11 protein-coding genes are annotated in these 13,289 nt (G+C 39.8%); 8 read left to right on the top strand and 3 right to left on the bottom strand.

Annotated elements, in window-relative coordinates; translation table 11 throughout:
* The first annotated feature begins 53 nt into the window (after positions 1-53).
* Positions 54-1,532, top strand: a complete 1,479-nt coding sequence (locus tag IL355_RS14115) for a hypothetical protein (RefSeq protein ID WP_192462758.1) — start codon at positions 54-56, stop codon at positions 1,530-1,532.
* 131 nt (positions 1,533-1,663) lie between these two features.
* Positions 1,664-2,713 (top strand): OmpA family protein, encoded by a 1,050-nt coding sequence (locus IL355_RS14110; protein WP_225621249.1) that lies wholly within the window; start codon positions 1,664-1,666, stop codon positions 2,711-2,713.
* A gap of 6 nt (positions 2,714-2,719) precedes the next feature.
* Here IL355_RS14110 and IL355_RS14105 read toward each other — a convergent pair whose 3' ends face one another.
* A complete protein-coding gene (locus IL355_RS14105; RefSeq protein ID WP_192462756.1) occupies positions 2,720-3,511 on the bottom strand; it encodes an NIPSNAP family protein in 792 nt (263 codons plus the stop codon).
* Positions 3,512-3,643: 132 nt separating this feature from the next.
* Between IL355_RS14105 and IL355_RS14100 the strand changes: the two genes are divergently transcribed.
* Both IL355_RS14100 and IL355_RS14095 read left to right on the top strand, forming a co-directional pair.
* The gene (locus IL355_RS14100) at positions 3,644-4,069 is read left to right on the top strand and encodes a hypothetical protein (RefSeq protein ID WP_192462755.1); all 426 of its coding nucleotides are present in this window, start codon (positions 3,644-3,646) and stop codon (positions 4,067-4,069) included.
* 36 nt (positions 4,070-4,105) lie between these two features.
* Positions 4,106-5,725 (top strand): amidohydrolase, encoded by a 1,620-nt coding sequence (locus IL355_RS14095; protein ID WP_192462754.1) that lies wholly within the window; start codon positions 4,106-4,108, stop codon positions 5,723-5,725.
* Positions 5,726-5,795: 70 nt separating this feature from the next.
* Here IL355_RS14095 and IL355_RS14090 read toward each other — a convergent pair whose 3' ends face one another.
* Positions 5,796-6,344 (bottom strand): DUF2911 domain-containing protein, encoded by a 549-nt coding sequence (locus IL355_RS14090; RefSeq protein ID WP_192462753.1) that lies wholly within the window; start codon positions 6,342-6,344, stop codon positions 5,796-5,798.
* A gap of 239 nt (positions 6,345-6,583) precedes the next feature.
* On the opposite strand from IL355_RS14090, the gene asnB reads away from it, so the two are divergent.
* The 3 genes from asnB to IL355_RS14075 all read left to right on the top strand — a co-directional run bounded on the left by asnB (position 6,584) and on the right by IL355_RS14075 (position 11,303).
* Positions 6,584-8,254 carry an asparagine synthase B gene (gene asnB, locus IL355_RS14085; protein ID WP_192462752.1) on the top strand — a complete coding sequence of 557 codons (1,671 nt, stop codon included), beginning with the start codon at positions 6,584-6,586 and terminating at the stop codon, positions 8,252-8,254.
* Positions 8,255-8,495: 241 nt separating this feature from the next.
* Entirely contained in the window at positions 8,496-10,451 is a 1,956-nt protein-coding gene (gene gyrB, locus IL355_RS14080) for a DNA topoisomerase (ATP-hydrolyzing) subunit B (protein ID WP_192462751.1), read from the top strand.
* A 90-nt stretch (positions 10,452-10,541) separates the two neighbouring features.
* Positions 10,542-11,303, top strand: a complete 762-nt coding sequence (locus IL355_RS14075; protein WP_192462750.1) for a hypothetical protein — start codon at positions 10,542-10,544, stop codon at positions 11,301-11,303.
* An 81-nt stretch (positions 11,304-11,384) separates the two neighbouring features.
* Here the strand turns inward: IL355_RS14075 and IL355_RS14070 are convergent, their stop codons facing one another.
* Entirely contained in the window at positions 11,385-11,759 is a 375-nt protein-coding gene (locus IL355_RS14070) for a hypothetical protein (RefSeq protein ID WP_192462749.1), read from the bottom strand.
* A 324-nt stretch (positions 11,760-12,083) separates the two neighbouring features.
* On the opposite strand from IL355_RS14070, the gene IL355_RS14065 reads away from it, so the two are divergent.
* On the top strand, positions 12,084-13,010 hold the full coding sequence (locus IL355_RS14065; RefSeq protein ID WP_192462748.1) for a malate dehydrogenase: 927 nt from the start codon (positions 12,084-12,086) through the stop codon (positions 13,008-13,010).
* The last annotated feature ends 279 nt before the right edge of the window (positions 13,011-13,289 follow it).

Here is a 13,289-nt window from a genome sequence, read left to right as displayed (position 1 = left end):
AAGGTAGGGATTCTTTATTTTTGATTGTTTCTACAAAAAGAAAACTTTGCGCTATGATCAGTTTGGGTAAAACGCCATTGGTAACCATATCCCTTTCCGGATTGAAGGACTTCATTAAAAGGAGTAATTTCTTAAAATTAGTAGTCTTTGTAGGTCTGCTGGTTATCGTTGCCTGTAAATCTGATAGTGGCGGTGGAGATTCACCGATAGATCTAGATTCGGATGGTGATGGTATCACGGATGAGCAAGAGGAGTTGAACGGCACCAACAAGAACAATCCCTGTGACCCAAAGCCTACCTCCGGTTATACGGGTTATGATGCCAACAATACGGTATGGTTGGCTGCAGACTGCGATATTGACGGTATCAGCAATGCTCAAGAATTAACGGACGGTTCAGACCCTTTTTTAAACGAATCAAAGGATAGTGATGGAGATGGGATACCGGATTATTTGGAGGTTGCCAACGGGAGCGATGAGAACAACCCTTGTGACCCCTTACAAGAAGAAGGCTATGATGGTTACAATGCATTAAATTCTGTATGGGCTGCTTCTGATTGTGATGCTGATGGAGTTTTCAATGGAGATGAAGTAAGCGCCAGCACCAATCCCTATCTGGATGACACGGTGTATGCAGTGGCGGAATTTCTGCCAAAACTTTCCGAGTTGCAATTGTTCAGGGGAAATATTGGCGATTTGCTTCCCAATCCTACCACCCATGAATATAGTTTAAGTACGCCACTATATTCGGATTATGCATACAAATTCAGGACCATATCGCTGCCCGAAGGTGCACAAATGACCTATGATGGAAGCGGACTTTTACAGTTTCCGGATAATACCGTTATCACCAAGACTTTCTATTACTACAACGACGAAAGAAATTTTAATTCGGGCAGAAAATTGATCGAGACCCGTCTTTTGATTAAAAAGAATGGAATTTGGACAATGGGGAATTACCTTTGGAACGAAGATCAGACAGAGGCCAATTTATCCAATAGTGCACCAACGGTGCCTGTCAATTGGATAGACGGTAATGGTGCTTCCCAAACGGTCAATTATCAAGTTCCTTTTTCCGTTAATTGTACCCAATGTCATAATGTGAATAGTACACCAATCCCAATTGGACCAAAGGCTAGGAATCTAAATATTGAGTATAACGGGCAAAATCAGTTACAATATTTTATTGCCAAGGGCTTGTTGACAGGGGTACCGGCATTATCGGAAATAGAGAGGTTGCCTGCCTGGGACGATTCCAATTTTTCATTGGCGCAACGTGCCCGAGCTTATATGGACGTGAACTGCGCACATTGCCACCAACCGGGTGGTAATCACAACGCAAACACGCCCGGAAGACCAGATTTTCGTTATGAAGTTTCATTAGCAGATGGTCTTTTTGTTGAATTTAAGGATGATATAAAAAATAGAACGGAAACCTTGCCTGCCTACGGTCCCTCCATGCCGCAAATTGGTATCACCGAAATTCATACGGAAGGAATTGATCTTATTCATCAGTATATGGATACGCTGTAAGGTGGTTAGGGATTCATCCACAAACTAATATTTCCTACATTTAGGGAGTTTTTGTCACTCCTTCTATGTTACCTCGTTTTCTTGTAGCTATTTTTTTTGGGTTGGGAATCCTATATTCTTTCTCACAGAATTTGGTTCTGAATCCGAGTTTTGAAGTGTATAACCGCTGTCCGGAAAAACTGGGGAACTTTAATTTTGATGTTGATATTTGGACTACTCCCACTGGCGGTTCCACAGATTATTTTAATGGTTGCAGTTCGGAAATGGGTACCCCCAAAAACTTTAATGGGGCACAAGCTGCGAATTTTGGAAAGGGATATGCCGGACTTTATTTCTATGCTCCGGATGATTATAGGGAATATCTGCAGGCAGAACTTAAATCTCCTTTGGTGGCGGGAACCAAGTATGAAGTTTCCTTTTATGTAAGTCTGGCAGAAAAATCAGACTTTGCTATTAAAGAGTTTGGTGCTCTTTTCTCCAGTCATAAAATTGAAAATGATACCAAAAAAGAGTTTTCCAAACGCTTGTGGTATGAACACAGGGAAAATAGATATACCTACTTGGAAATTGGCTACAGTAATTTCTATTCGGATACCCAAGATTGGATTTTAGTGCATACCCAATTTGAAGCAAAAGGAGGGGAGCGTTTTATGATATTGGGCAATTTTAAAAATAATAGAAGAACTAGATTGTTCAAAACTAAGAAAAATGCCAAGCAGGGAGCATACTACTACATAGATATGGTGAAGGTGCTTGAAATTGAAGATTCACTCGGCAATAAAGAACAATTGGAAAGTAATTCTTTGCGCAGGAAAGAGTTTAAGGTGGGCGAGACACATGTTTTTAAGAATGTTCTCTTTGTTTTTGATGAATTTCATCTAACTGAACTAGCTCAAATAGAACTCCTGCAAGTCTTGGAGTACCTGCAGGATAATTCAAAAATTAGTATTGTTATCAATGGCCATACGGACAATGTGGGCTCTAAATCCTACAATAAAAAATTATCCCAAAAAAGAGCACGGGCGGTGGCTTCCTTCTTGCAAGAAAAAGGCCTTTCTAAAAATCGGATTTCCTGGAATGGCTTGGGAGGTTCAAAGCCAGTATCCACAAACAAAACCGATGAAGGTAGAACCCTCAATCGCAGGGTTGAATTTATATTTCAAGAAATCTCTCCTGATTAAATATCCCTAATAATCCGAGTATTCAGTTGGGTAAAGAAGTAATTTATCAGCCTTGTTCATGTTGTTTTTGTACTTGGGGTCGTTTGCCAACACGCCCCACTTGTCCGAACTAAAAAATGCTTCCCATTTGGCATCTCTGGTGTCCATATCCGTGAAAGTGGTCATGTACATTAAGTTGGGCATTCTATCTCCAGATATAACTTCCCCATAAAAAACGGCATTAAATCCTAGGGATTCAAAGAGTTCTACTTCCCCACCAGCATTGAACATATCCACTTTATTCCAATAAGTAGCCTCGGTTGGAGATTCGTAACTTCGTAGCTCATAGACCCTATCTTTCCTTTTACCTGATACCGTGGAGGCTCTCATTTTTGGCATTTCCCCAAACGCCCGCATCAAGGTAGAATTAATACGTTCATAGGGTGGGTTGTCATATTTGGCTTTGATGTAATCTTCCCCTGCAGCCTTGTATGCGGTATCTTGATTCAATTTTTCTTCCAGTTGGGCAAATTGGTCTAGGGATGAAAATGGAATTAATACATAAATCTTATTTGCCAATAAGTAATTGTTAGGTCTGTATTTGAAAACGCCTACGTTGTTGATTCCGGCCTTCTTGAGAGCTGGTAAATAAGCTTTTTCAAGATAGTTGTCCATCCTGCTTTCTTGTTGTTCGTCCTTTAAAGTGTACATTTTCAATTGATAGTACTCCCTTTTAGCATTCTGGGAAAGACCTTCTTTTGCACACATTATAAAAAACAATGCTATGAGGGCTAATTTGGCTGAGTTAAAAGTTTTCATTTGTTCAGTTTAAGTTTGAAAGTGAATAAACTTAATGAAGATGGGCCAATAAACCTATTGCAGGCCTTAATTATTTAAAGTTTGTTGATGGAGATAAAATAGTATCTTTAAGAAAACTTAAAATTTAATTCCATGAAAAATGCATTGAAGAAAATAGCTTATGGTTTTCTTGTTTTGACTTTTTTTTCGGTCAATATGATTCAAGCTTCTAGCGAACAAACAAATTCTATTGATATAGCGTTTCAGAATCCGATGGTAGCGGATGGTCTTGTGGGTATATGGAAGTATAAAGTGGTTAGCGCACCTCCTGAATATAGCTCAGGTGTCATAGTTATCAGTCAAAAAGATGAAGCCTATGGGGTTGAAGTAGAATTGAGCGGAGCAACGTTAAAAGGCTACAATGTTCAAGTGGACGGTGAAAAAATTACTTTTGATGTCAACGTAGAAGGTACTGTTTTCTCTGTTGTCTTGACCGCTGAAGGAGATACCATATCTGGAGAAAGTTCTTCCTATGACGGTACCTACCAAATTACCGGGTCTAGAATCACCCCAAAATAAAAAACTTACATCCGCAACTAGTTTTATCCCTCACTAATGATTAGATATTTTTTCCTTTCTATTGGCCTCATTTTTCTTTCTTGTCAACCTACCAAGCAAGAGGTAGATTTACTGGTGGTTAATGCAAAAGTGTATACGGTAGATGAGAAATTTAATACCGTAGAGGCCTTTGCGGTCGAGGAAGGTAAATTTGTTGCTGCCGGAACTACCAAAGAAATAACGGATAGATTTACAGCTGCTGAGGTTGTAAATGCTGATGGAAAAGCCATAACTCCAGGTCTTATAGATGCCCATTGTCACTTTTATAGGTTAGGACTGGACCAACAAACGGTAGATTTGGTGGGTACCAAAAGTTATCAAGAAGTATTGGAGCGGGTTCAGGCCTTTCAAAAGGAAAATCCCGCCAATTTTATTATTGGAAGGGGTTGGGACCAAAATGATTGGGAAGTCAAGGAATTTCCAAACAAAAAAGAGCTGGATGAGCTATTTCCGGATACACCGGTTTCTCTAAGTCGTATAGACGGCCATGCATTATTGGTAAATTCTGCTGCTTTAAAATTGGCGGGAATCAATGATGATACCAAGGTTGAAGGAGGTGAAATTGTGAAGGATGGCAATGTAATTACGGGTGTTCTAATAGATAACCCTATGATGTTAATAGATTCCATAACTCCAGCGCCCAATTTGCAAACTAGAATTAAGGCCTTGAAAGATGCTGAATCTATCTGTCTTTCTTACGGATTGACAACCGTGAACGATGCGGGGATAGACCGCTCTACTATTGAATTAATAGATAGTCTTCAACAGATAGATGAGCTCAGAATTAGGATGTACGCCATGATCAGCAATAACCCTAAGGAGGTAGATTATTTTTTGGAGAAGGGTCCTATTAAGACGGAGAAATTAAATGTGCGTTCAGTGAAAGTATATGGTGATGGGGCTTTGGGGTCTAGGGGAGCTGCATTAAAAGAACCCTACTCGGACAAACACCAACATTTTGGTGCCATGGTAACGCCTGTAAATGAAATAGCTGATTTGGCCAAAAAGTTATCGGTGACCGAGTTTCAAATGAATACCCACGCCATTGGGGATTCTGCGAATGCAGTGGTTTTGAGGGCCTACAAAAATGCTCTTGAAGGGAAAACCAATAAAAGATGGAAGGTAGAACATGCCCAAGTAATCGATGAGGAAGATTTTGGTTATTTTGAAGATGGGATTATACCATCAGTACAGCCTACCCACGCTACTAGTGACATGTATTGGGCTGAAGACCGGTTGGGGGAAAAGCGAATACAAGGAGCCTACGCCTATAAATCATTACTTGATAAAGCCGGGCTAGTGGCCTTGGGTACGGATTTTCCCGTGGAGCAAGTGAGTCCGTTTCTAACTTTTTATGCAGCTGTAGCGAGACAGGATTTGGAGCAATATCCAGAAGGAGGTTTTCAGAGTGAGAATGCCTTAAGTAGGGAGGAAGCATTACGTGGTATGACTATATGGGCTGCTTACTCCAATTTTGAGGAAAATGAAAAGGGAAGTATTGAACCCGGAAAAATGGCGGATTTCGTTATATATGAAAATGATCTGATGCAAGTACCTTTAACTGAAATTCCCAAAATAAAGGTGCTAGCTACATATATTGGTGGAAATAAAATATAAGATTCCGAATACACCAAATAAAAAACCCAAGGCCATTAGCCTTGGGTTTTGTGTATAGATAGTGGATCAATTACATTTTGGTAAATGTGATAGGTACGGCTACTCTCGTTTTTTCCCAACCCATAACTAGTGAAGCACCGTCTCCAGTTTCTTGAAAGGTAACGGAAAATTCTTCTAACGAGTCACCTTCAGCTTTAGAAATACCTGATACACGGGCAACATCCGCACTTTCATCATAAGAGTAAGCGCCCCATTGGTTCAAGTTTTTGTTAAGTACTACCGTCCACTCCTTTTCGCCAGGAATAGTGAATAAAGAATAAGTACCTGCCTTGATATCCTTACCGCCAAAATTTGCGTCTGTATAGAAAGTAATTTCAGGAGCTTCATTGGCACCTGTTCTCCATACCTTCCCGGCTGGCGCAAGTTCTGCAAGGGAACGACCCTTTAGTTGAGGTCTGCTATAGATTACCCTAACGGATTTATTGGCAATTTTATAATCGTTGGGAAAAGACGCCATGTCCATAGGACTTTTGTCCAGACCGCTGAACTTCTGTGCGGTGGCATCGATTGAGAAAAACATGGCTATTGCCAAAAATGCGATAAGAGATACTTTTTTCATGATAGAATTAATGTTTTTAATAAAACTACTTAGTTAACAATTTAATCTTTCCTAAAGAGTCGTTAAAATTACTCCTTCTTACACAATCTTTAATTTTTAATTGAATTAAAGTCTATTTTGTACAGTTTGAATTGGAATTGAATTTAAAAGTTTCAATGTGTAGTTAAAAATTAAATAATATTTTTTAATTGAAAGAATAGGTTCATCTTTGCTTTCAAATTACAAATAATCATTTTGTTATGTGTGGAATTGTATGTGCCTTTGATTTAAAGGAGAGTTCAGATGTTTTAAGACCGCAGTTGTTAGAAATGTCTAAAAAAGTAAGACACCGCGGTCCGGATTGGAGCGGTATCTACGCAGATGAGAAAGCCATTCTTGCCCATGAGCGTTTGGCAATTGTAGACCCAGCTTCAGGAAAGCAGCCTTTGTTGAGTGAAAATGGAAAGTTGATTTTGGCGGCCAATGGAGAAATTTATAATCATAGGGAACTTAGAAAACAATTTGAAGGAAAATACAATTTTAAAACGGACTCTGATTGTGAGGTAATATTGGCCCTGTATCAAGAAAAAGGTGCGGACTTCATAGATGAAATGAACGGTATTTTTGGTTTTGCCATCTATGACGCTGAGAATGATTCCTACTTCATAGCTCGCGACCATATGGGTATTATTCCTCTTTATATAGGATGGGACCAGAATGGTACTTTCTACGTGGCTTCAGAATTAAAGGCTTTGGAAGGAACGTGCTCTAAAATAGAATTGTTTCCTCCGGGGCATTATTTTCATAGTGAGGATGGTGAGTTTAAAAGATGGTACTCAAGGGATTGGATGGAGTATGAAGCCGTTAAGGAAAACGAAACCAGTATTAAGGCCATAAAAGAGGCTTTGGAAGCAGCTGTGCATCGTCAATTAATGTCCGATGTGCCTTATGGAGTTTTATTATCCGGAGGTCTTGATTCTTCGGTAACTTCGGCCATAGCCAAAAAATATGCCCAAAAAAGGGTGGAATCAGATGATACAACTGATGCTTGGTGGCCACAATTACATTCCTTCTCTGTAGGTCTGGAAGGTTCACCGGATTTGGCTGCCGCTCAAAAAGTGGCCGATCATATTGGAACCGTTCATCATGAGATTAAATTTACCATACAGGAAGGTTTAGATGCCATTAAGGATGTTATCTACAATTTGGAGACCTATGATATTACAACCATACGTGCTTCCACTCCTATGTATCTAATGGCCCGTGTCATCAAATCAATGGGGATTAAAATGGTGCTTTCCGGTGAAGGGGCAGATGAGTTGTTTGGCGGGTATCTTTACTTCCATAAAGCGCCAAACGCACAAGAGTTTCATGAGGAGACCGTTCGTAAGTTGAGCAAATTGCATATGTATGACTGTCTGCGTGCCAACAAGTCTTTGGCGGCTTGGGGTATAGAAGGTCGTGTGCCATTTTTGGATAAGGAATTTATGGACGTGGCCATGAGCATTAATCCGCAGGATAAAATGATCAACGGCGAACGTATGGAAAAATGGGTAGTGCGTAAGGCCTTTGAGGATTACTTACCAGAAAGCGTTGCATGGAGACAGAAAGAGCAGTTTTCAGATGGTGTAGGTTATAGCTGGATAGACACTTTAAAGGAGGTTGTAAATACGGAGGTTACAGATGAGCAGTTGGCCAACGCCAAGTATAGGTTCCCTATCCAGACTCCGACTTCTAAGGAGGAATTCTATTACCGCTCCATATTTGAGTCCCATTTTCCATCGGATGCAGCGGCATTGAGTGTACCTCAAGAGGCTTCCGTTGCCTGTAGTACACAGATTGCTTTGGAATGGGATGAAGCGTTTAAAAATATGAACGACCCTTCCGGTAGAGCTGTTGCAAAGGTTCACACAGATGCCTATGTGAAATAAATAAGTTTGTGTTTGTTATAATAATGCCCTGTCTATTTTGTAGACAGGGTTTTTTTGTGTTTTTGAAGTGCCAATTTTAAGGGATTCTTTGTACACGTCGAAATGTAAATCTGCGATGTAAATTTTCCACAAATATTGTTGATAACTTAGAGTTAATATAGTGCTAAAAACCTATATTCTATAGGGTATTCCGTATATTTGCTAGATTGCCAAAATGTAAGTTTAACAACCTTGTAATTTTATGAGCGAAGAAGCGAATAACAAAGAAGAAAACAAGAAAAAATATTCGGCGGACAGTATCCAGGCCCTAGAGGGTATGGAACACGTACGTATGCGCCCTTCCATGTATATTGGTGATGTTGGTGTGAGAGGGCTGCACCACCTAGTGTATGAAGTAGTGGATAACTCCATTGACGAGGCCATGGGTGGTCATTGTGATAAAATAAGCGTAATAATCAATGAGGATAACTCCATTACCTGTCAAGATAACGGTAGGGGTATTCCTGTTGACCTGCATAAAAAAGAAGGTATCTCCGCACTGGAGGTGGTAATGACCAAAATTGGAGCCGGAGGAAAATTTGATAAAGACTCATACAAGGTATCCGGTGGTTTGCACGGGGTAGGTGTTTCTTGTGTGAACGCCCTTTCTAATCACCTTAAAGCTACCGTACATAGAGATGGGAAAGTTTGGGAGCAGGAGTACGAAAGGGGAAAATCCCTTTATCCTGTAAAAAGTGTGGGCGAGACGGATGAAACTGGTACCATTGTTACGTTCGTTCCAGATGATTCGATCTTTACCCAAACTACGGAGTATAGTTATGAGACGCTTGCCAATAGAATGCGTGAGCTTTCATTCTTGAACAAAGGGGTTACCATAAGCATTACGGATAAAAGAGTAAAGGATAAAGAAGGGGAATACCTTTCTGAAACTTTTTATTCCGATGCTGGACTTAGCGAATTTGTTAAGTTCTTGGATGGTACCCGTGAACCTTTGATTCAAGGAGTTATCGCAATGGAGGGCGAGAAAAACGGTATCCCTGTGGAGGTAGCGATGGTATACAACACTAGTTACACAGAGAACTTACATTCCTATGTGAATAACATCAACACGCACGAGGGGGGTACCCATCTTTCCGGTTTTAGAAGGGGATTGACCTCTACTTTAAAGAAATACGCAGATTCTTCAGGAATGCTCGAGAAATTAAAGTTTGAGGTTCAGGGAGATGATTTCCGTGAAGGACTTACAGCCATTGTTTCCGTTAAGGTGGCAGAACCTCAATTTGAAGGTCAGACGAAAACCAAGCTTGGAAACCGCGAGGTTTCTTCAGCGGTGAGTCAAGCTGTTTCTGAAATGCTTACGGATTACTTGGAGGAGCATCCAGATGATGCCAAGGTGATTGTCCAAAAAGTTATTCTTGCCGCTCAGGCGAGGCATGCCGCTACAAAGGCCCGTGAAATGGTGCAGCGTAAGACGGTCATGAGTATTGGTGGGCTACCTGGGAAATTATCCGATTGCTCTGAACAGGATCCTGCGCAATGTGAAGTATTTCTTGTGGAGGGAGATTCTGCAGGTGGTACGGCAAAAATGGGCCGGGACCGAAAATTTCAGGCCATTCTTCCGTTAAGGGGTAAAATCTTGAACGTGGAAAAAGCCATGCAGCACAAGGTTTTTGAAAATGAGGAAATAAAGAATATTTACACGGCTCTAGGGGTTACTATAGGAACGGAAGAAGATAGTAAGGCCTTGAACCTGGAAAAATTAAGATATCATAAGGTTGTTATCATGTGTGATGCCGATGTGGATGGTAGCCACATTGAAACATTGATTCTCACATTTTTCTTCAGGTACATGAGGGAGTTGATAGAAGGTGGCCATGTTTACATAGCAACTCCTCCTTTATATTTAGTAAAGAAAGGCTCTAAGAAACGCTATGCCTGGTCTGATAAGGAGCGTGATGAGATAGCCGCAAGTTATAGTGGCGGCGTTAGTATACAACGTTATAAAGGTCTTGGGGAAATGAATGCCGAACAGTTATGGGATACGACCATGAACCCAGAGTTTAGAACACTTCGTCAAATTACAATTGACAATGCAACCGAAACGGATAGGGTTTTCTCTATGCTTATGGGTGACGAAGTTCCTCCAAGAAGGGACTTTATAGAGAAAAATGCCGTTTATGCAAACATTGATGTATAATAAATAAGACTTTCACAACATAAATTCGTCCGCCAATTGGCGGGCGTTTTATTTTTAGGGATGTTTATTAACAACCCCTAAATTTTTATTATGAAAGTAAAAGTAGTTTCCCTACTGTTATTTATGACGGGCGTAATGACCTTTGCCCAAGAAGATTTGAAAGAACGAGAACAACAGGCCGCCTTTGATCCGGCTTACACTTCTTATTCCAGAAAGAAACCAGCCTATGTAACACTTAAAGATGGTACTAAAATTGAAGGCCATATCAAGGACGTAGACCGTAAAAAAGGTCAAATCCATAGGTTGAAAATCATTGAGGACGGTAAAAAGAAAGTAGAAATTCAGGCTACTGATATTGCAGACCTTTATATGGCTCCTTCAGGTTTGGAGCAATTGGATAAGCAGGCAAATTTTTTTAATGATGCTACTAAATGGGGAAAAACAGATGCCACAAAGCATTTGAGTAAAGGCTATACCATGTATACCAACCAAATGGTGTCTTTGAAAAATAAAAAGAAACCTACGGAGTATTTAATGCAGGTGGTAAACCCAAAGTACAGTCAGGTTATTCAGGTTTATTCAGATCCTTTTGCCAAGCAAACAGCCAGTATTGGTGTTGGTAGCTTAAAATTGGCGGGTGGAATAGCCAAATCCTATTACGTAAAGAAAGGAGAAGAGATCGTTTGGTTGACAAAAAGTAACTTAGACGAGCATTTTGATCGTTTATTTATGGATAGTGAAGATTTTAAATCCAAATATGAAGGAGAGAAGTTTAAATGGAGTTTGCTAGGTGTGTATATATTGGATTACACAGAGTTTGCTTTAGATGCCCAGATGGGCGAAGCAAAATAGATTGCTAGAAACTAGATAATTAAAAAGCCGCATCCTGTCATGGAATGCGGCTTTTTCGCGTATTTGAACCTAGTAAAATTTTTATTCCCTGGTAGCCATGGTCTGTCCTTGTATGTCTGCAAGTACAGTGATTCCATTGGCAGATTGCATATGCACATGTTCTACTGGCATATCGGTCCCAAGATATGTTATGGTATATGTATCATCTTCAATAGACCATTTAAAATCTGTTTTAAAGGTAATGGCCCCATTTGTTTTTCTGTGGTATCTTCCCAAATAGGCATCGTTAAAAATCCACTCGTGTCTCACCGTTTCTTGTTTGGCAGTTAGGCTGGAGGCATTAATTTCTTCATCTGACCAGATGCCAATTACATCATCATTATTCTCTGGGATTCGGGAGCAATTGCTTGCCAAAACAATGGCAACAATGCCAAGAAATGAAAAGAGCTTTTTCATTATGTAGGTTTTTTTGATTCGGGGTTTACACTACTAGAACGCCCTTTTTTAAACCTCTATTATTACAATTCGATGTATGGTTCAATTTTGCATTTTTCTTCGTTAAAAGGTCAAATTTTTTAACAGCTATGCATTTCAACGATGTATTACAACGATTTCGCAATGGAGAAATAGACCCAGAATTCGCTTAATTTTCTAACAAGAATGTTTATTTTTGGAAACCCTTGAAAAAATGGCTATTTAGAGTCTTAATTATGGTGTTCTTCAATGAACGAAGTCATGATTCAAGGTCAAGAGATAAAAAATAAACTTAAACAATTAAACATGAAAGTTACCGTAGTAGGAGCAGGAGCAGTTGGTGCTAGCTGTGCCGAATATATTGCAATTAAAAATTTTGCTTCTGAAGTAGTATTGTTGGATATAAAAGAAGGATACGCAGAGGGGAAAGCCATGGACCTTATGCAAACTGCTTCTTTAAATGGTTTTGATACCAAAATAACAGGTGTTACCAACGATTACTCCAAAACTGCCAATAGTGATATTGCCGTTATTACTTCAGGTATTCCAAGAAAGCCGGGAATGACCCGTGAAGAATTGATCGGAATTAACGCAGGTATCGTAAAATCTGTAGCTTCAAGCTTAATTGAGCATTCCCCTAACGTAACCATGATTGTGGTAAGTAACCCTATGGATACAATGACCTACTTGGTGCACAAGACCACTAATCTTCCAAAGAACAAGATTATTGGAATGGGAGGCGCCTTGGATAGTGCTCGTTTTAAATATAGATTGGCTGAGGCCTTGGAAGCGCCCATTTCAGATGTGGACGGTATGGTAATTGGAGGTCATAGCGACGTGGGAATGGTGCCTTTAACCAGCCATGCTACCAGAAATAGTATAAAAGTCTCAACTTTCCTGTCTGAAGAAAGACTTCAACAGGTGGCTGAAGATACTAAAGTGGGTGGTGCAACCTTGACCAAATTGTTGGGAACTAGTGCCTGGTATGCTCCTGGAGCCGCAGTTTCTGGTCTGGTACAGGCCATTGCTTGCGATCAGAAGAAAATATTCCCATGTTCTACTTATTTGGAGGGAGAGTATGACCTAAATGATATATGTATAGGAGTGCCTGTGGTTTTAGGAAAGGATGGTATTGAGCAAATTGTTGATATTCCGCTTAGTGATGCCGAAAAAGCTAAAATGCAGGAAAGTGCTCAGGGAGTGAGTAAAACCAATGGATTATTGGAGTTATAGAACTTGAAATAAATCCTTAAATACTAAAAATCCGTTTTGGAAGTTTCTTTCAAAACGGATTTTCTATTAGGGGAATAAGATAAAATACGGCTTGATTACTCTTTTGATAAATTGTTGATTTGAAAAAAATGTTTGCATTATTGTCAATGAAAACACTTTAAAATTTAAAAATTTCATTACCGTTGCTACAATAATTACTTTTGTCGCAACATATAATAACTGGCAAATATGTTGCCAAATCCTATTGGAAAATCATATATTTGCACGCTGTTAGAAAAA

The sequence above is a fragment of the Euzebyella saccharophila genome (assembly GCF_014855495.1).
Classification (GTDB): domain Bacteria; phylum Bacteroidota; class Bacteroidia; order Flavobacteriales; family Flavobacteriaceae; genus Euzebyella; species Euzebyella saccharophila.
This window is presented reverse-complemented; position numbering and strand designations above follow the sequence as displayed.

Bases quoted from the DNA above. Each gene is read 5' to 3' on its own strand.
- IL355_RS14115 (WP_192462758.1), top strand. From the start codon at position 54: ATGATCAGTTTGGGTAAAACGCCATTGGTAACCATATCCCTTTCCGGA.
- gyrB (WP_192462751.1), top strand. From the start codon at position 8,496: ATGAGCGAAGAAGCGAATAACAAAGAAGAAAACAAGAAAAAATATTCG.
- IL355_RS14105 (WP_192462756.1), bottom strand. From the start codon at position 3,511: ATGAAAACTTTTAACTCAGCCAAATTAGCCCTCATAGCATTGTTTTTT.
- IL355_RS14070 (WP_192462749.1), bottom strand. From the start codon at position 11,759: ATGAAAAAGCTCTTTTCATTTCTTGGCATTGTTGCCATTGTTTTGGCA.
- IL355_RS14075 (WP_192462750.1), top strand. From the start codon at position 10,542: ATGAAAGTAAAAGTAGTTTCCCTACTGTTATTTATGACGGGCGTAATG.
- IL355_RS14090 (WP_192462753.1), bottom strand. From the start codon at position 6,344: ATGAAAAAAGTATCTCTTATCGCATTTTTGGCAATAGCCATGTTTTTC.
- asnB (WP_192462752.1), top strand. From the start codon at position 6,584: ATGTGTGGAATTGTATGTGCCTTTGATTTAAAGGAGAGTTCAGATGTT.
- IL355_RS14100 (WP_192462755.1), top strand. From the start codon at position 3,644: ATGAAAAATGCATTGAAGAAAATAGCTTATGGTTTTCTTGTTTTGACT.
- IL355_RS14095 (WP_192462754.1), top strand. From the start codon at position 4,106: ATGATTAGATATTTTTTCCTTTCTATTGGCCTCATTTTTCTTTCTTGT.
- IL355_RS14065 (WP_192462748.1), top strand. From the start codon at position 12,084: ATGAAAGTTACCGTAGTAGGAGCAGGAGCAGTTGGTGCTAGCTGTGCC.